Annotated in this window: 20 protein-coding genes and 6 tRNA genes; 17 read left to right on the top strand and 9 right to left on the bottom strand. The window is 71.0% G+C overall.

All coding sequences use genetic code 11. The features are described from left to right. The first annotated feature begins 86 nt into the window (after positions 1–86). The 3 genes from cobA (at position 87) to ACZ4EG_RS21610 (ending at position 2623) form a co-directional block, all read left to right on the top strand. Positions 87–1331, top strand: coding sequence for a uroporphyrinogen-III C-methyltransferase (gene cobA / locus ACZ4EG_RS21620; RefSeq protein ID WP_453549550.1), 1245 nt, complete (start codon positions 87–89; stop codon positions 1329–1331). Between the two features lie 63 nt (positions 1332–1394). After that, positions 1395–2213 carry a TrmH family RNA methyltransferase gene (locus tag ACZ4EG_RS21615; RefSeq protein WP_390710893.1) on the top strand — a complete coding sequence of 273 codons (819 nt, stop codon included), beginning with the start codon at positions 1395–1397 and terminating at the stop codon, positions 2211–2213. Positions 2214–2221: 8 nt separating this feature from the next. Next, complete coding sequence (locus ACZ4EG_RS21610; RefSeq protein ID WP_453549547.1) at positions 2222–2623, top strand: NUDIX domain-containing protein; 402 nt, start codon at positions 2222–2224, stop codon at positions 2621–2623. A 588-nt stretch (positions 2624–3211) separates the two neighbouring features. Here the strand turns inward: ACZ4EG_RS21610 and ACZ4EG_RS21605 are convergent. Further along, positions 3212–4546, bottom strand: a complete 1335-nt coding sequence (locus ACZ4EG_RS21605; RefSeq protein WP_467791876.1) for a protein kinase domain-containing protein — start codon at positions 4544–4546, stop codon at positions 3212–3214. A gap of 196 nt (positions 4547–4742) precedes the next feature. Here ACZ4EG_RS21605 and ACZ4EG_RS21600 point away from each other — a divergent pair, with 196 nt between their 5' ends. From ACZ4EG_RS21600 to ACZ4EG_RS21585, 4 genes are all read left to right on the top strand, one after another. Then, on the top strand, positions 4743–5042 hold the full coding sequence (locus ACZ4EG_RS21600; RefSeq protein WP_467791875.1) for a hypothetical protein: 300 nt from the start codon (positions 4743–4745) through the stop codon (positions 5040–5042). A 203-nt stretch (positions 5043–5245) separates the two neighbouring features. Further along, entirely contained in the window at positions 5246–5437 is a 192-nt protein-coding gene (locus ACZ4EG_RS21595; RefSeq protein WP_467791718.1) for a hypothetical protein, read from the top strand. Positions 5438–5680: 243 nt separating this feature from the next. After that, a complete protein-coding gene (locus ACZ4EG_RS21590; RefSeq protein WP_467791717.1) occupies positions 5681–6772 on the top strand; it encodes a phosphotransferase in 1092 nt (363 codons plus the stop codon). 80 nt (positions 6773–6852) lie between these two features. Next, positions 6853–7152 carry a TFIIB-type zinc ribbon-containing protein gene (locus ACZ4EG_RS21585; RefSeq protein ID WP_467791716.1) on the top strand — a complete coding sequence of 100 codons (300 nt, stop codon included), beginning with the start codon at positions 6853–6855 and terminating at the stop codon, positions 7150–7152. 53 nt (positions 7153–7205) lie between these two features. On the opposite strand, the gene ACZ4EG_RS21580 is transcribed toward ACZ4EG_RS21585, so the two are convergent. The 5 genes from ACZ4EG_RS21580 to ACZ4EG_RS21560 all read right to left on the bottom strand — a co-directional run bounded on the left by ACZ4EG_RS21580 (position 7206) and on the right by ACZ4EG_RS21560 (position 7653). Then, positions 7206–7277, bottom strand: a tRNA-Val gene (locus ACZ4EG_RS21580). A gap of 12 nt (positions 7278–7289) precedes the next feature. Beyond that, positions 7290–7361 (bottom strand) — tRNA-Val (locus ACZ4EG_RS21575). Between the two features lie 35 nt (positions 7362–7396). Next, positions 7397–7468 (bottom strand) — tRNA-Val (locus tag ACZ4EG_RS21570). Position 7469: 1 nt separating this feature from the next. After that, positions 7470–7543 (bottom strand) — tRNA-Cys (locus ACZ4EG_RS21565). A 37-nt stretch (positions 7544–7580) separates the two neighbouring features. Then, positions 7581–7653 (bottom strand) — tRNA-Gly (locus ACZ4EG_RS21560). Between the two features lie 177 nt (positions 7654–7830). Between ACZ4EG_RS21560 and ACZ4EG_RS21555 the strand changes: the two genes are divergently transcribed. The 3 genes from ACZ4EG_RS21555 to ACZ4EG_RS21545 all read left to right on the top strand — a co-directional run bounded on the left by ACZ4EG_RS21555 (position 7831) and on the right by ACZ4EG_RS21545 (position 10611). Beyond that, positions 7831–8883, top strand: a complete 1053-nt coding sequence (locus ACZ4EG_RS21555) for a chorismate-binding protein (RefSeq protein WP_467791715.1) — start codon at positions 7831–7833, stop codon at positions 8881–8883. Continuing rightward, positions 8880–9701 (top strand): aminotransferase class IV, encoded by an 822-nt coding sequence (locus ACZ4EG_RS21550; RefSeq protein WP_467791714.1) that lies wholly within the window; start codon positions 8880–8882, stop codon positions 9699–9701. The genes ACZ4EG_RS21555 and ACZ4EG_RS21550 overlap by 4 nt, the downstream gene beginning before the upstream one ends. Before the next feature lie 85 nt (positions 9702–9786). Then, positions 9787–10611 carry a GNAT family N-acetyltransferase gene (locus ACZ4EG_RS21545; RefSeq protein WP_467791713.1) on the top strand — a complete coding sequence of 275 codons (825 nt, stop codon included), beginning with the start codon at positions 9787–9789 and terminating at the stop codon, positions 10609–10611. A gap of 30 nt (positions 10612–10641) precedes the next feature. On the opposite strand, the gene ACZ4EG_RS21540 is transcribed toward ACZ4EG_RS21545, so the two are convergent. Continuing rightward, positions 10642–11169, bottom strand: coding sequence for a DsbA family protein (locus ACZ4EG_RS21540; RefSeq protein ID WP_390710887.1), 528 nt, complete (start codon positions 11167–11169; stop codon positions 10642–10644). A gap of 224 nt (positions 11170–11393) precedes the next feature. Here ACZ4EG_RS21540 and ACZ4EG_RS21535 point away from each other — a divergent pair, with 224 nt between their 5' ends. Beyond that, entirely contained in the window at positions 11394–11828 is a 435-nt protein-coding gene (locus ACZ4EG_RS21535; RefSeq protein WP_453549532.1) for a hypothetical protein, read from the top strand. 189 nt (positions 11829–12017) lie between these two features. After that, positions 12018–12170, top strand: a complete 153-nt coding sequence (locus tag ACZ4EG_RS21530) for a hypothetical protein (protein ID WP_263206696.1) — start codon at positions 12018–12020, stop codon at positions 12168–12170. An 84-nt stretch (positions 12171–12254) separates the two neighbouring features. Here the strand turns inward: ACZ4EG_RS21530 and ACZ4EG_RS21525 are convergent, their stop codons facing one another. Both ACZ4EG_RS21525 and ACZ4EG_RS21520 read right to left on the bottom strand, forming a co-directional pair. Continuing rightward, a complete protein-coding gene (locus ACZ4EG_RS21525; RefSeq protein WP_453549530.1) occupies positions 12255–12815 on the bottom strand; it encodes a CGNR zinc finger domain-containing protein in 561 nt (186 codons plus the stop codon). Between the two features lie 266 nt (positions 12816–13081). Continuing rightward, positions 13082–13495, bottom strand: a complete 414-nt coding sequence (locus tag ACZ4EG_RS21520; RefSeq protein ID WP_004002642.1) for an SsgA family sporulation/cell division regulator — start codon at positions 13493–13495, stop codon at positions 13082–13084. A 191-nt stretch (positions 13496–13686) separates the two neighbouring features. Here ACZ4EG_RS21520 and ACZ4EG_RS21515 point away from each other — a divergent pair, with 191 nt between their 5' ends. From ACZ4EG_RS21515 to ACZ4EG_RS21495, 5 genes are all read left to right on the top strand, one after another. After that, positions 13687–14139, top strand: coding sequence for a TIGR02611 family protein (locus tag ACZ4EG_RS21515; protein ID WP_453549527.1), 453 nt, complete (start codon positions 13687–13689; stop codon positions 14137–14139). A gap of 63 nt (positions 14140–14202) precedes the next feature. Beyond that, positions 14203–14274, top strand: a tRNA-Val gene (locus tag ACZ4EG_RS21510). A gap of 337 nt (positions 14275–14611) precedes the next feature. Continuing rightward, positions 14612–15898, top strand: coding sequence for an ABC transporter substrate-binding protein (locus tag ACZ4EG_RS21505; protein ID WP_467791712.1), 1287 nt, complete (start codon positions 14612–14614; stop codon positions 15896–15898). Between the two features lie 73 nt (positions 15899–15971). After that, positions 15972–16940 carry a carbohydrate ABC transporter permease gene (locus ACZ4EG_RS21500; protein ID WP_467791711.1) on the top strand — a complete coding sequence of 323 codons (969 nt, stop codon included), beginning with the start codon at positions 15972–15974 and terminating at the stop codon, positions 16938–16940. After that, on the top strand, positions 16937–17809 hold the full coding sequence (locus tag ACZ4EG_RS21495; protein ID WP_467791710.1) for a carbohydrate ABC transporter permease: 873 nt from the start codon (positions 16937–16939) through the stop codon (positions 17807–17809). The genes ACZ4EG_RS21500 and ACZ4EG_RS21495 overlap by 4 nt, the downstream gene beginning before the upstream one ends. Positions 17810–17811: the final 2 nt, after the last annotated feature.

Below are 17811 nucleotides of genomic sequence, written 5' to 3'. Positions count from 1 at the left end.
TCCGCACCTTAAAATCCGCACGTCAGGGCCGCTCCGAAGTCGCAGCGCGCCCACCGCACCGCTGCCTGTACGAGGAGCCGCCCCTCATGGCCGAACACCCCGCCTACCCCGTAGGCCTCCGCCTCTTTGGCCGCCGAGTGGTCGTCCTCGGCGGTGGCCAGGTCGCCCAGCGCCGCCTGCCCGCACTGATTGCGGCGGGCGCGGACATCGTCCTCGTGTCCCCCGGGGCGACCCCCTCCGTGGAGGCCATGGCGGACGCGGGCGAGATCACCTGGGAGCGGCGCCCGTACGCGGACGGGGACCTGGCCGACGCCTGGTACGCCCTGATCGCCACCAGCGACGCCGACGCCAACACCGCCGCCTCCGCCGAGGCGGAGCGCCACCGTGTCTGGTGCGTCCGCTCCGACGACGCCGACGCGGCCACCGCCTGGACCCCGGCGACCGGCCACAGCGAGGGCGTCACGGTCGCCGTGCTCACCACGGACGCGCGCGGTCGCGACCCGCGCCACACCGCGGCCATCCGTGACGCGGTCGTGGAGGGCCTGCGCGACGGCACCCTCGTCGCCCCGCACCACCGCACCAGGACGCCCGGAGTGTCGCTGGTCGGCGGCGGCCCCGGCGACCCCGACCTCATCACGGTCCGCGGCCGCCGTCTCCTCGCCGAGGCCGACGTCGTCATCGCCGACCGCCTCGGCCCGCGCGACCTGCTCGCCGAACTCCCGCCGCACGTCGAGGTGATCGACGCGGCGAAGATCCCCTACGGCCGCTACATGGCCCAGGAGGCCATCAACAACGCGCTCATCGAGCACGCACGGCAGGGCAAGTCCGTCGTACGCCTCAAGGGCGGCGACCCCTTCGTCTTCGGCCGGGGCATGGAGGAGGTGCAGGCGCTCGCGGAGGCCGGTATCCCGTGCACGGTCGTCCCGGGCATCTCCAGCTCGATCTCCGTGCCCGGCGCGGCCGGCATCCCCGTCACCCACCGGGGCGTCGCCCATGAGTTCACCGTGGTCAGCGGTCATGTCGCGCCCGACGACGAACGCTCCCTGGTCGACTGGCCGTCGCTCGCCAAGCTGACCGGCACCCTGGTGATCCTGATGGGCGTCGACAAGATCGGGAAGATCGCCGAGACACTGGTCGCCCACGGCAAGTCCCCCGACACCCCGGTCGCCCTGGTCCAGGAGGGTACGACCGCAGCCCAGCGCCGTGTCGACGCCACCCTGGCGACCGTCGCCGAGACCGTACACGCCGAGGACGTGAAGCCGCCGGCGGTCATCGTCGTCGGCGCGGTCGTCGGCGTGGGCCCGCGGCCCGGCCCGGCACCGACCGCGTAACCGCGGGTAACCTGTCCCGTCAGAGCCGTTGGCACCACACCCAGGACAAGGCAGTATCACCCTGTGGCCGATCTCATCACCGTTGAGGATCCCGACGACCCGCGCCTGCGCGACTACACGGGCCTGACCGACGTCGAGCTGCGCCGCAAGCGAGAACCGGCCGAGGGCCTGTTCATCGCCGAGGGCGAGAAGGTCATCCGCCGCGCCAAGGACGCCGGTTACGAGATGCGCTCCATGCTGCTCTCCGCCAAGTGGGTCGACGTCATGCGCGACGTCATCGACGAGCTCCCGGCGCCCGTGTACGCGGTCAGCCCGGAGCTCGCCGAGAAGGTCACCGGCTACCACGTGCACCGCGGCGCCCTCGCCTCCATGCAGCGCAAGCCGCTGCCGACGGCGGCCGAACTGCTGCGCTCCGCCCGCCGGGTGGTCGTCATGGAGTCCGTCAACGACCACACCAACATCGGCGCGATCTTCCGCTCGGCGGCCGCCCTCGGCATGGACGCGGTCCTGCTCTCGCCGGACTGCGCGGACCCGCTCTACCGCCGCAGCGTCAAGGTCTCCATGGGCGCGGTCTTCTCCGTGCCCTACGCCCGCCTGGACTCCTGGCCCAAGAGCCTGGAGTCGGTCCGCGAGGCCGGCTTCTCGCTGCTCGCACTCACCCCGGACGAGAAGGCGAAGAGCCTCGACGAAGCCGCCCCGCACCGGATGGACCGGGTGGCGCTGATGCTCGGCGCGGAGGGCGACGGCCTGTCCACGCAGGCGCTGGTCGCCGCCGACGAATGGGTACGCATCCCGATGTCCCACGGCGTCGACTCCCTCAACGTGGGCGCGGCCGCCGCGGTCGCCTTCTACGCGGTGGCGACCGGCCGCCCCGTGGCCTAGGGGGTGTCATGCGTGACGCAATCGTCGCGGTCCTCCCGCGCGGCGACCGGGTGCTGGTCATCCGCCGCGGTCCGGCCGCCGAGCGCTCCGGCTACTGGGCGCCCCTCAGCGGCAGGCTCGAACCGGGCGAGACACAGGCGGAGGCCCTCGTGCGCGAGGTCCGCGAGGAGGTCGGCCTCGTGGTGACCGCGGGGGAGAAGGTCTGGGAGTCGGTGACCGACGACGGCACCTTCCGCCTCCACTGGTGGACCGCGGACCCCGGCACCGCCGACCCGGTCCCCGACCCCGGCGAGGTCGCCGACGTCCGCTGGGTGACAGCGCAGGAGTTCCTGCACCTGGACCCCGTCTTCGACGGCGACCGCGAGTTCTTCGAGCGGATCCTGCCGCAACTCCGGGGCGCTGCCCCCTGAGTTGCGGGCCTGCCCGCACTGCGCACGGCCGCCTCCAGGACGCGGTCGGCCGGTGACGGGTCACGTCCCGCCTCGGGTCCCGTCGGACGAGTGTCGCGGACCGCGTGCCGGGTGTCGGCGACGATCCGGTTCTCCCCGTGGTCGTCGAGCCTCAGGGGCAGGTTGCGGGCGCCGGCCGAGGAGCGGACGCGACGGATCCGCCCGGCGCGGGCCGGATCGAGTGGGCGGTTCGCCGCCCTGCCACTGTTCCGGCGCGCCGCTTCCCTGAGTTCGCGCTTGCCGCGCGGAGCATGGCCGACGTCCGGCCGCGGGTGGGCCGGGACAGGTCCGGGCGCCGGCCGAGGCGAGGATGTGGCGCAACCGTCCGGCATGGGCCGGAGCCGGGCGGGCCGCCGCCGTACGTCACCCTGGCGCGACGACGGTTCGGCGGACACCTGGCGGAAGACGCGCAGGCGCGTGTCGACCGCCCGGCCGAGCTCCGAGTCGGGGCCCAGGCGTCGTGGATGCCCGCATCCCCCTCCGCACAGCTGAACAGGTGTCGGCCCTGGCCCGGTGGAGCGCGCCGCAGACCCAGGGCGCACAGCCTCCTCAGGCCGCCCTGACATCCGGCGGTGGCGCATATACGTGTGCGTGCCCCCGCGACACCGTTCCTCCCACGCCGCCGAGTCCCCGCGACGGCCCCTGACAGCCCTGGGCCGTCGCGATGCCGAGGGCGACCAGCAGGGTCACCACGACGAACACGAACAGCCGCTGCCGCAGCAGCCGTGGATTGGCCGGCCGACGCCCGGTCCCCGTGGCGCGCGGCCCCGGGCGGCCGGTGCCGCTGCGGGGCGCGGGACGGCTGCCGCTGCCGGACCGTGTCGTATTGCGGGCCGCCGGGGTCGGCCGTGATCCGCCCCGCGACGGGGCGCCGCCGCCGCGCGAGGCGCTGCCGCCCCGTGCGGGAGTGCCGCCGCGCGGGGCAGGGGTCGAGCTCGGGGACGGCTGTGTACGGCGCAGTGTGCGCTGCTGCTCGGGGTGGGTGCCGGTGAGCCGACCGGTGGGCCGGTCGGTCTCGCCGGGCCGCGGCGTGGGCGGCCGTACGTCGGACAGGCCCTGGGCCTCGCGGGCCGCGATCTCCTTGAGCCTGAGGGAGAGTTGGAGCGTGCTGGGCCGCTCCTCGGGGTCCTTCGCCAGACATGCCCGTACCAGTGGGGCGAGCGCGTCCGGTACGCCGTGCAGGTGCGGTTCCTCGTGCACCACGCGGTACAGCATCACCTCGGAACTGCCGTGCCCGAAGGGGGAGTCACCGGTCGAGGCGTACGCCAGGGTCGCGCCCAGCGAGAACACGTCCGTGGCGGGCGTGACCGCGGCACCGCGCACCTGCTCGGGCGCCAGGAACCCGGGGGAGCCGACCGCCGTGCCGACGTGCGTGAGCGTCGAGGCCCCCGTCGCCCAGGCGATGCCGAAGTCGATGATCCGCGGTCCCTTCGGGGACAGCAGGATGTTGGACGGCTTCAGATCCCGGTGCACGACCCCGGCCTCGTGCACCGCGACGAGCCCCTCGGACAGGGCGGCACCGATCGCGGCCGCCTCCGCCGCCCCGAGCGCACCCTCGTCGGCGACCTTGTCGTGCAGAGAGGGGCCGGGCACGTACTGCGTGGCGAACCACGGCCGCTCCGCGTCGAGATCCGCCGCGACGAGCCGCGCCGTACACCCGCCCCGGATCCGCCGTGCCGCCGAGACCTCACGGGCGAAGCGCGACCGGAACTCCTGATCCTCGGCCAGATCGGGCCGGATGACCTTCAGGGCGACCCGCTGCCCCTTCTTGTCGGAGCCCAGGTAGACAACGCCCATCCCGCCCGCGCCCAGCCGTCTGTGAAGCCTGAACGAGCCGACGACGCGCGGGTCCTCGCGCCTCAGGCGCATCATCGCCATGTTCATCCCCGCTGCCCGGTCCGTGTGACGTGCCACAGCTTACGTTTCCGCGGCCGCCCGCGCGCAGAGGCCGCGCCCTCTCGGCCCGAAGGATTGTCAGTGCCGGGTGGGAGACTTGAGGGTTGGTCAGGAAGCCGCCGATCCGGGCGGCCTTGACCGTGCTGTGACCTCAACCGCCTGTCACAGAAGGGGGATTGAACCCGTGAAGGGTGACCGCGGGGAGATGGTCGTGGATGGCGGCGACGCGACGCGCACATACGAGGTGGTGGCGAGCAGAGCGGGCCGCAGGGTGGAGACAGCGGTGCGCCGAGGCGTTGTGGAAGTGAGCGAAGTCACGCTGGGGGTCCCCTCACGCCCTTCAGACAGTGGGGGAGGCTCCGTCGTCCGTACGGCCCGTTTCATGGCGAACCGGGTCCTGGCCCTCGTGGAGCAGCCGGTGCCCCGCGAGGACAGCTCGGAAAAGCCCGGACACACCGGGCGACCCCTCAGGGAAGACCCCTAGACCTAGGACCTCGTCTCCACCCAGGGGAGTACTCCGCAGGTGATGGCTCATCCTCCGGGAGGCCCGCGATTCGGTACGACGGCATGACGCCCGGTGGGCGCCACGAGCCTAGATTTGAGGTCAAGCGGCGGGTGCAGCACTCGTCCCCCGAGGTCAGACACCCGCCGCTGCCAACGACAACCGAGACGGTCAGGAGAGGGACCATGGCCCTGACGGCACCGCGGACACTGATGCGCACGCAGGGGCGCACAGCGCCCCGCCGCACGGGCCGCCGCCACCCCCTGGTGGCGACGATCATGGCCCTTCCCCTGGCGGCCCTGCTCCTCCTCGTCTTCGACGGCTGGGAGACAGTGGCCACACAAGCGTCGTCCGTGGGCGTGATGCTGGGGCGCTGAGCGGCGACCCCAGGCCCGGAAGAGCGGTCCGGGCGGGGACATCCACCCATGAAACCCCGTGGGGACGGGGGTGCGGCGGACGGCACAAATGCCGGCGCAGCTGGGGAGCTGCGCCGGCATTGCTTTTGTGCGCCGGGCCGGCGTCGAGCTCCTGCGCAGGGGCCGACGCCGGCTCGGGCACGGCACGGCGCTCCACAGCCGCGTACGCTCGCCGGACACAGCCGTACGCACTCAGGGAACCCCGTGACCGCAGACGTACTGCCGCAGCTGACCGCGAAGGCCACAGCCGCGGCCCACCCCGGCGAAGCCTCCTGCGCCTGCGGTGCGACCGTCACCCTCGCCGACCGCCCCGACGCCACCGTCGTCCGCCATGCCGACACCGTCGCGAAGGCCCATGCCCCGCGCACCGACCCCGCCGAGCTGGCCCTGCGTCTCACCGCGGCCGTCCGCCACCCGGAGATCCTCCTTGCCCCGCTGACCCCGGCCCCCGCCGCCCTGAACGACCGCTTCGTGACCTTCTGGCCGTACGGCACCCCCGTGGACCCGGACGACCCGGACGCGGCCCCCTGGGAGGCCGCGGCCACCCTGCTCGCCCGCCTCCATCGCATCCCGGCCACGGACCGTGCCCCCGCTGACCGAGCTTCCGCTACGGAAACTTCCGGCCCCCGGTGCGACCTCCCCACCGAGCCCCCCGCCGTCCCTGCCCCTCGGCGCCCCCTTGCGGCCCCCCTCCCTGCCACCTCCACCGCCACGTCCGCCCTGCCCCTGCCTCCCATGCGCGGCCCCGCCAAGGCCGCCCGGGCGATCGGTCGTCTCCGGGCGGCCCTCGCCGCGGCACCGGCCCCCCACCCCGCCGCACCCCCGATACTGCGAGCCTGGGCGGCGCTCCCGGCCTGGGCCCGCGCCGAGGCCCCCATGCCCGGCGCCCCGGCCCTGTGCCATGGCGATCTGCACCTCGGCCAGCTGGTCCGGCACCCGTCCCCGGGCGGTCCCTGGCGGCTCATCGACGTCGACGACCTCGGTGTGGGCGTCCCGGCCTGGGATCTCGCACGACCCGCCGCCTGGTACGCCTGCGGACTCCTCCCGCCCGACGAGTGGACCCGCTTCCTGACCGCCTACCGTGCGGCCGGCGGCCCGGCCGTACCCGCCGACGGCGACCCCTGGCCGGCCTTGGACGTCCCGGCTCGTGCCCTCACCGCACAGACCGCCGCCCTGTTTGTCACGAAAGCGCTCGCGGCCGGCCGCCCCCTGGACGAGGTGGAGCAGTCCCTGGTCGACGCCTGTGACCGAATGGGTTCCGTACCGCCCGAGTTGTTGCACGGATTCCCGAAGTAGGGTGCAACCGACCGGGGCCGGACTGAGTCTGTCCTGGGGAAACACGAAGCAGGACCTACCGGCGAGGAGTTGAGCCGACCATGCAGTGTCCGAAGTGCCATGCGCCGATGCACACCTACAACCGCAATGGCGTCCAGATCGAGCAGTGCAGCGGCTGCCGCGGCATCTTTCTCGACTACGGCGAGCTGGAGGCGCTGACCCGCCTGGAGTCCCAGTGGTCCCAGCCCGCCCCGCCGCCTCCGGCCGCCCCGCAGGCGTACCCGGCCGCTCCGGCCGCCCCCGCCTGGGGCGCCCCGCACGGTGGGCACGGCGGCCACTACGGCGGTCACGGTGGCCACCACCGCCACAAGAGCTTCGGTCACATGCTGTTCTCCAGCTGAGCCGCGCACGACGGAGCCCCCGGCCGTACGAGACGGCCGGGGGCTCCGGTGTGTGGACGATACTGGGATTGAACCAGTGACCTCTTCCGTGTCAGGGAAGCGCTCTCCCGCTGAGCTAATCGTCCGGGAGTACTGCGTGCGCGATACTGGGATTGAACCAGTGACCTCTTCCGTGTCAGGGAAGCGCTCTCCCGCTGAGCTAATCGCGCGGGGATCCTCGCGGATCAAGGTCCTTGCGGACCAGTGGACGATACTGGGATTGAACCAGTGACCTCTTCCGTGTCAGGGAAGCGCTCTCCCGCTGAGCTAATCGTCCTTGGAGGTGGAGACGGGATTTGAACCCGTGTAGACGGCTTTGCAGGCCGTTGCCTCGCCTCTCGGCCACTCCACCAGGAGTGTAGGGGATCGGGAATACCCCTGTTCCTTCGAGCGGACGACGAGGCTCGAACTCGCGACCTCAACCTTGGCAAGGTTGCGCTCTACCAACTGAGCTACGTCCGCCTGTCGTTTCGGTCCGCTTCCGCGTCCCGGCGACGTGTTGAACTCTAGCGGATTCCCGGGCCAGCACAAAAACGCGTTTGCGCAGCGTGCTGCGCTGCACCCGCCGAAGGACGCGGTCAGGGCACCGGCGGGACATGCCCGGGCCACCCTGACCACACCCGCCATAGACTCGACTCCGTGCTCGACCTTGCTCCTCTTGCCCGCTTCGGCGACCGTGTCGCCACCGGCCTGCTCGATGTCACCAGTGATCCCGCGGCCCTGGACTCCTCCGGTTTCTGGGCGGTCTGCGCGGACTTCGAGGGGCGGCTGACCTGCGCCCGCTTCGCGGACGTACGGGACGAGCCGGTGCCCGCCCCGGTGCCGGGCCGGTGGCGGGGCCCGGCGGCCGGCGACTGGACGTCGTCCCTCGACCGTGCGGCGTACATCGCGGCCGTGCACCGGATACGCGAGCACATCGTGGCCGGCGAGGTCTACCAGGCCAACCTCTGCCGGGTGCTCTCCGCGCCGGTCGCCCCCGACGCCGACGTGGACGCCCTGACCGCACTGCTGGCCCGCGGCAACCCGGCGCCGTACGCGGGAACGATTCGGCTGCCCGGGGACGGGGTGGAGATCGCCACGGCCTCGCCCGAGCTCTTTCTGCGCCGTGCCGGACTGATCGTCGAGTCCGGGCCGATCAAGGGCACCGGGCGCACCGAGGCGGACCTCCTGGAGAAGGACTACGCCGAGAACGTGATGATCGTGGACCTGGTCCGCAACGACATCGGGCGGGTCTGTGCCACCGGCAGCGTGACCGTCCCCGACCTGTGCGCCGTGGAGAAGCACCCCGGCCTGGTCCACCTCGTGTCGACGGTCCGCGGCGAGCTGCGTGACGGCGCGGGCTGGCCCGGGCTGCTCGCCGCCGCCTTCCCGCCCGGCTCCGTCACCGGCGCGCCCAAGTCGAGCGCCCTGCGGATCATCGAGGCCCTGGAGACGGCGCCCCGCGGCCCGTACTGCGGCGGCATCGGCTGGGTCGACGCCGACCGGGGCACCGGCGAGCTGGCCGTCGGCATCCGCACCTTCTGGATCGACCGGTCCGCCCAGGGCGCGGCGACGCTGCGCTTCGGCACCGGCGCCGGTATCACCTGGGGATCCGACCCCGAGGGGGAGTGGCGGGAGACCGAGCTGAAGGCGTCCCGGCTGCTCGCGGTAGCGTCGGGCACGTACACGGAGAGTGGAAGGGGTCTTGGGTGAAGATCTGGCTGGACGGCGGGCTGCAGGACATCGAATCCGCCCGTGTCTCCGTCTTCGACCACGGGCTGACCGTGGGCGACGGCATCTTCGAGACGGTGAAGGCGACCGACGGGAAGCTGTTCGCGCTCACCCGCCACCTGGACCGGCTGACCCGCTCGGCCCGGGGGCTGGGGCTGCCCGACCCGGACCACGACGAGGTGCGCCGCGCCTGCGTCGCCGTCCTGGAGACCAACCCGATGCCACTGGGCCGGCTGCGGATCACCTACACCGGCGGCCACGGCCCCCTCGGCTCCGACCGCGGCGAGCACGGCCCGACCCTGGTGGTCGCCCTCGGCGAGACCACCCGCCGCGCCGACTCCACCGCCGTGATCACCGTCCCCTGGACCCGCAACGAGCGGGGCGCGCTGACCGGCCTGAAGACGACCTCGTACGCCGAGAACGTCGTCGCCCTCGCCCGGGCCAGTCAACAGGGCGCTTCCGAGGCGCTGTTCGCCAACACGGTCGGGCAGCTCTGCGAGGGCACGGGCTCGAACGTCTTCGTCGTCCTCGACGGCGAGATCCACACCCCGCCGCTCGCCTCCGGCTGCCTCCCCGGCATCACCCGCGCCCTGACCGTCGAGTGGACCGGCGCCAAGGAGACCGACCTGCCGCTGGACGTCCTGGAACGCGCCGACGAGGTCTTCCTCACGTCCACCCTCCGGGACGTACAGGCCGTGCACCGCGTCGACGCCCGCGAACTGCCCGGCGCGCCGGGCCCGGTGACCGCCAAGGCGATGCGGATCTTCGACGAGCGGTCCGGGCACGACCTCGACCCCTGACCGGCCCGGACACTCCCCGACGCTCCCGGCAGGGGCCCCGGATATTGGGCTGCTCCGGGCCCCGGGAACGGGTAGAACACCCGTGATGACCACTACCCTGCGGCCGACCGAGCCGCTTCAGCGGGCCACCGACGGGGCGCTGTCGCGCCACTTCCAGGTGTGCGTGAACGGCCGTCCCGTCGGTGTGGTGCACCTCTCCACGCACCCGGTCTTCGGGCCCTCCGTCGCCCGGATCGACGAGCTGCGCATCGAGGAGCCCGACCGCGGACGCGGCCGGGGCACGGTGGCCGCGCTCGCCGCCGAGGAGGTGACGCGCGGCTGGGGGTGCAGGCGCATCGAGGTCTCGGTGCCCGCCGACGCCGAGGGCGCGCTGCGGCTCGCCACGGCGCTCGGCTACGTCCACCGCAACCGCGGCATGGAGAAGCCGCTCGGCGACACACCGCCCGGACTGCCCGCGGGCAGCCGGGGCAGACCCATGACCGAGGCCGAGTACGGGCCTTGGCTCGTGCGCAAGCTCGCGGACTACGCGCAGGACTGGATCGACCGCGGCGTACCCGGGGCCGAGGCGCGGGCCAAGTCGGAGCACGACCACGCACAGCTGCTGCCCCAGGGCCTCGCGACCGAGAACATGCTGGTGAGCGTGCTGGAGCGGGAGGGAGCCAGGGTCGGGACCCTGTGGCTGTCGCTCGCCGGGGACACGGCGTACGTCTACGACGTGGAGACCGACGAGCACGCCCGCGGCCGGGGCCACGGACGCTCGCTGATGCTGCTGGCCGAGGCCCAGGCGATCGCCGCCGGAAAGTGCGTCCTGGGCCTCAACGTCTTCGCCGGCAACACACCGGCCGAGCGGCTGTACGCGTCACTGGGATACGTGCCGACGTCGTACTCGATGTACAAGAACCTGCTCTGAGGTCTCGACGTACAAGAGCTTGCTCCGAGGTCAGCTCTCCCCGGCCAGCAGCCGGTCGGCGATCTCCTCGATGCGCTCGCGCAGCCCCTCCTGGCTCTTGCCGCCGTCGAGGCGTTCGCCGCCGATGACATACGTCGGGGTGCCCGTCACACCGATCGCCTTGCCCTCGGCCTGGTCGGCGTCGACGATCAGGATGTGCCGCCCGTCGATCAGCGCGGTGTCGAACTCCTCGGCGTCCAGCCCGAGTTCGCCGGCGACCTCGACCAGGAGGGGTTCTCCCTTGCGGTCCAGTTCCTCGACCCGGCCGAGCACGGCCTCCACGTACGCCCAGCCCTTCCCCTGCTCCAGAGCCTCCTCGGCGGCCTGCGCGGCGGCGAAGGCGTGCTTGTGCTTCTCCAGCGGGAAGTGCCGCAGCCGCAGCTCCAGCCGGTCGCCGTAGCGGGCGCGCAGGGCGTGGAGGTCGTCCAGCGCGCTGCGGCAGTCCGGGCACTGGAGTTCGCACCACACGTCGAGTACGGGAACGGGGGTACCGGTGGGTGCGGGGGAGGAGTCACTCATGGGCACCAGTCTCCCAGGCGAGCCTCCCGGGGCCGAATCGGGACCGTACGGCGGTGACCGGCACCTGGGGAGGATGCGACCCGGAGATGTCCCTGATGTCGGGCCCGGCCATGGCATTGCGGGTACCGGGCGGTGCAGGATGGAAGGGACGAAGCGCAGCTCGCTCTTCCGTAAGCGCACTCTGCCCTTCCGCTCTGCCCGACCGAGCCCGCCAGGAGGACCGGATGATTGCCGAGACCGTCTGTTCCGCCGTGTCCGCGGCCGGCCTGGGCATCGCTGCGGTCACCGCGTACCGCAAGCGCTTCCTGGCGGCCGTCCGTATCGCGGCCTATTCGCTCATTCCCGTCGGCCTGGTGATGACCGGTGTCGTCGGCTGGCTGGCCGACACCGCGTTCAGCCCCACGGCCTGGATCGGCTTCGGCCTGCTGGGCGGGGCCTGGGCCCTGCTCGCGACCACGCGCGCCGTCGAACGCCGGCGCGGGGGAACCCGTGCGGAGCGCAAGGCCGCGCGCGCCGCCCGGAGCGAGACGGCGGTGGCCCCGACGGCCTCCGCGCCCTCTCTCGGCCCGGCGACCCGGCCGACGACCGCGCCCCGCGCCACCGGCGCCACGGACGACTTCAGCGACATCGAGGCCATCCTCAAGAAGCACGGCATATGACGGTTCAGGAAGTACCGCACAGGACGGCCGCGTGACGCACTGAAACGACACAGTGGGTCGAGACCGCGCCCGGAAGTGATCATGGTCGGACCGGAACCGGACCGGACATCACAGAATTCGGCGAACTCCCGCATCCAACGGGCGTGTTGATCGCGCGGAGGGTGCTCCCTGGGTCATCATCGCCGCGAGATGCTGGACACGACACAGAGCGATGCCGCGCCGCCGAAGGACGAGCCGCGTGGATGCCTCTTCGCCCTTTCCCAGCCACCGCTGATGATCTTCCTTGCGGTGATCGGGTGTCTGCTCCTCATGGCCGCGCTGCACGATCTGCTGTGGCTTTGAGCCGTACACGCTCCTCCCGGCGCCACCCGCCGGGACGGGCGTCGGCACCGAGGTGTCCCGCATCGAGAAGGGCGGACCGGGCGGTCAGCCCGCCGCTTCCTTGCGCCGTGCCCGGTACGCGGCCACATGCAGCCGGTTTCCGCAGGTGCGGCTGTCGCAGTAGCGCCGCGAGCGGTTCCGGGAGAGATCGACGAAGGCGCGCCGGCAGTCGGGGGCCTCGCAGCGCCTGAGCCGCTCCTGCTCCCCGGCGACCACGAAGAAGGCCAGTGCCATTCCGCAGTCGGCCGCGAGGTGGTCGGCCACGGAGGCGCCGGGGGCGAAGTAGTGCACATGCCAGTCGTAGCCGTCGTGGTCCGTCAGCCGGGGCGTCGTGCCCGCGGCGGCGACCAGTTCGTTGATCAGGACGGCCGCGGACCGGGCGTCCGGGGCCGCGAAGATCCCCGCGAACCGTCCGCGGATCTTGCGCACCGCCGACAGATCGAACTCGGACAGGGTCCCGACATCACTTATTTTGTGCGTTCGCACGAAAACTTCGAGGGCTGCGACATCCGGCAGTCCGTCCGCGGTCGTGTCGTCCTCCGGCACGGTGTTCACCAGATCCACCACGGTGTCGAGGGCGCACCGGGTGTCGTGGGTGATCAGCACGTTTCGCTCCCTGGCCTGGGGGGTCGGGCGGGCGCCCGCCGATGCTGGCCGATGGTAGTGGCTGGCTGCCGGTAGAACGTTCCGGTGGCCGAAGGGGTTCCCAGGGGCACGCTCCGTGACCGCGGGCGCCGGACGCCCGCGCACACCGACGCCGCCCCCGCGGAAACCCACGGTGACGGCGCCGGTGCGCATCCCGTATGCGATTGTCTTGGGCCCGTGCCGTCTCCCCGAGTGGACGGCGCCGGGCGGCTTCGAGGGGCCGCGACCTAGCTTTCCGCCAGGATGTGCGAGAGCTCCTGATCCAGATCGAAGTGCCGGTGTTCCGTGCCGGGAGGCACGGCGGCATCCGTCCGCTTCAGGAAGGACTCCAGGGCCCGCGCAGGGGCCTCGAGCAGGGCTTCCCCCTCCGGGGAGCTCAGGGCGATGCACACGACGCCCTGGCCATGGCTGCGGGACGGCCAGACGCGGACGTCGCCGGTGCCTGTGGGCCGGTGCAGACCCTCGGCGAGGAGGTCGCGGGCGAACACCCACTCGACGGTCTCCTCGGCTCCGGTGTGGAAGGTGGCGTGCACGGCGTAGGGGTCGGCCGTGTCGTACCGCAGGCCTGCGGGGACAGGCAAGGAGGACTCGCTCGACACAACGAGGCGCAGGTGCAGCTCGCAGCTGACCGTGGTGTTCATAAGCGCCAGGGCCTTTCGCTCAGTGTGCGCTCGGGGATTCGCACGTCGGCGAAATCGACATGCCACCTACGGTGCCGTTGTAAACCCCTCTGAGTGTTTTGCGTGTCTTTACGTAACTCTTCCGGCCGAGAACCAGTACGCGAGGTACGACCATTCCGGTGACCTGTTTCACTCGGGTAGGGTTTGGCTGCATGGATACGGGGAGTAACGAGCCGAGCGACGTCGCGGTGGCGTCCGGCGAGGCGGAGGCTGACGGGGTGCGCGTCGAGGGCGGGCTCGGATCGAAGGCGCCGGAGTTCATCAAGGCGCGGCGCGCCCTGCACGTGAGCTGGCAGGTCGGCATCTTCGTCGTCGGTCTGGCGGTCGTCGTCGCGGGCATCGTCCTGCTGCCGCTGCCGGGACCCGGCTGGGTGGTGATCTTCGGCGGTATGGCGATCTGGGCCACCGAGTTCGTCTGGGCCCAGCTCGTGCTCCGCTGGACCAAGCGCAAGGTCACCGAGGCGGCCCAGCGGGCGCTGGACCCGAAGGTCCGGCGGCGCAACATCGCGCTGACGGTGATCGGCCTGGTGATCGTGGCCGTCCTCGTCGGGATCTACCTCTGGAAGTTCGGCGTCGTGATGCCCTGGAAGCTCGAGCATCAGTGATCCGCACCGGTCGGCGCTGGTCGGAGGCACCCCCTGACATGGGGTAATGTTCTCCCTGCGCCCGGGCGATTAGCTCAGTGGGAGAGCGCTTCGTTCACACCGAAGAGGTCACTGGTTCGAACCCAGTATCGCCCACCCGGGACCGACGGCCCGTCTGCATCACTGCAGGCGGGCCGTCGGTCGTTCGGCGTCGGCCGCGTCCCTCTGCGCTGTGAGGCATCGGCTCGGCCATTGGGCGATTCGGGCCGGCCGCAGGAGTCAAACGCCCAGGTGCGACGGCTCCGGGGCGGCCCAAACCTTCCAATCGCCCCCGGGTCCCTCCTCGGCCCCGCCGCCCTGCCGCCCGGCGACCGCGACGAGAAATTCTGTCCGAGTCATTGACGCGCCTCTGGGCCCTCCGTACCTTGTGCCAGCAAGCGCTTACTTGAAACGATTCATGTGCGCAGCGGTGACGCGCGGGGAGGGTTCGACTGTGGGAACCAGCGGGAATGTGGAGAGGCGAACGATCCTGAAGGCGGCCGGGGCATCGGCGGCCGCGCTCGGGCTGGCCGCTACGACGGGGTGCGGCGGCGACAGCGGTTCCGGGGGCGGGACGGTGACGATCCGTTACTCGTGGTGGGGTGCCGAGGAGCGGGCGAAAAGGATCAATCAGAGCATCGCGCTCTTCGAGAAGAAGTATCCGAAGATCAAGGTCAAGACCGACTTCCAGACGTATCTCTCGTTCTGGGAGAAGTTTCAGACGCAGGCCGCGGGCGGAAATCCGCCGGACGTTTTCCAGAATGCCGTCGGATTTCTTCGGAAGTACGACAAGAGAGGCATTCTTCTCGACCTGAAGTCCCAGGTGCAGGCAGGCAATCTGAGCCTGGATCACTTCCGCACCGGTGTCACCAAGGTCGGCGAGGTGGACGGCAAGCAGCTCGGTGTGCCCGTCGGCTCGAACACCATGGCGCTGGTCGTCGACAAGAAGGTCTTCCAGCGGGCGGGCGTGGATCCGCGGGCGGGCTGGACCTGGGACGAGTACTTCAAGGCCCTGAAGACCATCCACGACAAGACCAGGATCCCCGGCGACACCGGCTACTTCACCATCATGTACCTCTACGACCTGTACCTCCGGCAGAACGGCAAGGCGTTCTTCACCAAGGACGGGCTCGGCTTCGACCAGGCCGATCTGACGGAGTGGTGGCAGGACGGCTACAACCGCGTGAAGGCCGGCATCGTCACCGACCCGAAGGTCGTCTCCCAGGACCAGCCCAAGTCCTCGCTCTCCGCCGGCCACGGCGGCTCGGAGTTCACCTGGGACAACTTCACGGTCCGCTACTCGGCGGAGGGCAGCAGCACCTACGGCCTGGCCCCGATCCCCACGGTGGACGGCACGCACACCGGCCAGTACCTGGCGTCGCTGATGCTGAGCGCCTCGGCCCGTACCGCGCACCCCAAGGAAGTCGCCCAGTTCATCGACTTCATGGTCCACGACCCCGAGGTCGGCAAGATCATGGGCTACGACCGGGGCATCCTGGCGAGCACCGAGCAGTACGCGGCGTTCAAGCCGACCGACGCGGTGAGCCAGGAGATCGCGCAGTACGAGGAGGACACCGCCAAGTCCGGCGTCCTCGGCACGATCACGCCGCACCCCTCCGGTGCCGACACCGTCGAGGCCGCCTTCCTGCGCATCGGCGGTGACCTCGGACAGGGCAAGACCACGGTCGCGAACTCGGTCAAGCAGTTCTTCACCGAGTCCGAGGCCGCCTTCCAAGCCTGAGCGGGCTGCGCCTCAGTCCGATCAGGCCGACAAGCCCGATCAGCCCGACCGCCCGATCAGCCTGACAAGTCCGATGGGAACCTCCGTGACGCTCGTCAAGGAATCCGTGCCCGCCACCCGGAAGGCCCGCTCCGCCGCCCCCACGGCCAGGGGGCGGCGGAGCCGCCGGGAGAACCTCGCCGGCTATCTGTTCATGTCCCCGTGGATCGCGGGCTTTCTGCTGCTGACCGCGGGCCCGATGGCCGCCTCGCTCTACTTCGCCTTCACGGACTACAACCTCTTCAACACCCCGAAGTGGGTCGGGTTCGACAACTTCAGCAAGATGTTCGACGACCCCCGGTGGCAGAAGTCGGTCGAGGTGACGGCCAAGTACGTGGTCATCGGCACCCCGCTGAAGCTGCTGCTCGCCCTCGGCGTCGCCCTGTTGCTCGCGCAGAGCCGCCGTGGCCAGGCCTTCTACCGGGCCGCCTTCTACGCGCCCTCGCTCATCGGCGCGAGCGTGTCGGTCGGCTTCGTCTGGCGGTCGCTCTTCTCCGACGGCGCCGTCGTGGACCGTACGCAGTCCTTCCTCGGCTTCCACGTCGGCGGCTGGGTCGGCAACGCCGACTGGGTCCTGTACTCCCTGGTGGCGCTCACCGTCTGGCAGTTCGGGGCGCCGATGGTGATCTTCCTGGCCGGGCTCAAACAGGTGCCCAGGGAGCTCTACGAGGCCGCCGAGATGGACGGCGCGGGGCCGCTGAGGAAGTTCTGGAACATCACCCTGCCGATGATCTCCCCGGTGCTGTTCTTCAACGTGCTCCTGGAGACCATCCACTCGTTCCAGATCTTCGGGTCGGCGTACGTCGTCTCCAACACCTACTGCGGGCCCGCGGACGCCACGCTCGTCTACACCTGCTACCTCTACCAGCAGGGCTTCAAGAACTCCCAGATGGGCTTCGCCGCGGCGATGGCCTGGATGCTGCTGCTCGCCGTGGCTCTGGTGACGGCCGTCCTCTTGTGGTCCCAGAAGAAGTGGGTGCACTACGAGGAGGAGGCCCGATGAGTGTCATGACGACGAAGGCGACGGGAGTGGGCCGTCGGCGGACCGGCTCGCTCGGCTGGCACCTGGGCGCCCTGCTGATCCTCGCCGTCATCCTCTACCCGGTCGTCTGGGTCGTCGGCGCCTCGTTCAAGCCCAGCAAGGACATCATCAACAGCCTCCAGCTGTTCCCGGGCCATCCGGTCCTCGGGAACTTCAAGGGCCTCGCGGACGGCATAGCCGACATCTCCATCTGGACGTTCTTCCAGAACTCCCTCTTCTACGCGGTCGGTTCCGTCGTCGGCATCCTGATCTCCTGCTCGCTGACCGCGTACGCCTTCGCCCGCATCAGGTTCGCCGGCCGGAACCTGCTGTTCTCACTCATGATCGGCACGCTGCTGCTGCCGTACCACGTACTCCTGATCCCGCAGTACGTGATGTTCCAGAAGCTGCACTGGATCAATACCTACGCTCCGCTGCTGATCGGCAAGTACCTCGCCACGGAGGCCTTCTTCGTCTTCCTCATGGTGCAGTTCATGCGGAACCTGCCCCGCGAGCTGGACGAGGCCGCCCGGCTGGACGGCTGCGGTCATCTGCGCATCTACTGGTCGATCGTGCTGCCGCTGTGCAGGCCCGCGCTCATCACCAGCGCGATCTTCACCTTCATCAACGCCTGGAACGACTTCATGGGCCCGCTGATCTACCTCAACGAGCCCGGCAAGTACACCGTCTCCCTGGGGCTGATGATGTTCCGCGACTCCGACGGCGTGGCCGCCAACTACGGCGGCATGATCGCCATGTCGCTGGTCGCGCTGCTGCCCGTACTGCTGTTCTTCCTCGCCTTCCAGCGGTATCTGATCGACGGCATGGCGACCTCCGGACTGAAGGGCTGAAG

Source organism: Streptomyces sp. NPDC025638, from assembly GCF_055558775.1.
This window is presented reverse-complemented; position numbering and strand designations above follow the sequence as displayed.

Coding starts and splice junctions, on each gene's coding strand:
- ACZ4EG_RS21610 (WP_453549547.1), top strand. CDS start 2,222: ATGCGTGACGCAATCGTCGCGGTCCTCCCGCGCGGCGACCGGGTGCTG.
- ACZ4EG_RS21545 (WP_467791713.1), top strand. CDS start 9,787: ATGACCACTACCCTGCGGCCGACCGAGCCGCTTCAGCGGGCCACCGAC.
- ACZ4EG_RS21585 (WP_467791716.1), top strand. CDS start 6,853: ATGCAGTGTCCGAAGTGCCATGCGCCGATGCACACCTACAACCGCAAT.
- ACZ4EG_RS21530 (WP_263206696.1), top strand. CDS start 12,018: ATGCTGGACACGACACAGAGCGATGCCGCGCCGCCGAAGGACGAGCCG.
- ACZ4EG_RS21595 (WP_467791718.1), top strand. CDS start 5,246: ATGGCCCTGACGGCACCGCGGACACTGATGCGCACGCAGGGGCGCACA.
- ACZ4EG_RS21515 (WP_453549527.1), top strand. CDS start 13,687: ATGGATACGGGGAGTAACGAGCCGAGCGACGTCGCGGTGGCGTCCGGC.
- ACZ4EG_RS21605 (WP_467791876.1), bottom strand. CDS start 4,546: ATGAACATGGCGATGATGCGCCTGAGGCGCGAGGACCCGCGCGTCGTC.
- ACZ4EG_RS21500 (WP_467791711.1), top strand. CDS start 15,972: ATGGGAACCTCCGTGACGCTCGTCAAGGAATCCGTGCCCGCCACCCGG.
- cobA (WP_453549550.1), top strand. CDS start 87: ATGGCCGAACACCCCGCCTACCCCGTAGGCCTCCGCCTCTTTGGCCGC.
- ACZ4EG_RS21495 (WP_467791710.1), top strand. CDS start 16,937: ATGAGTGTCATGACGACGAAGGCGACGGGAGTGGGCCGTCGGCGGACC.
- ACZ4EG_RS21535 (WP_453549532.1), top strand. CDS start 11,394: ATGATTGCCGAGACCGTCTGTTCCGCCGTGTCCGCGGCCGGCCTGGGC.
- ACZ4EG_RS21520 (WP_004002642.1), bottom strand. CDS start 13,495: ATGAACACCACGGTCAGCTGCGAGCTGCACCTGCGCCTCGTTGTGTCG.
- ACZ4EG_RS21540 (WP_390710887.1), bottom strand. CDS start 11,169: ATGAGTGACTCCTCCCCCGCACCCACCGGTACCCCCGTTCCCGTACTC.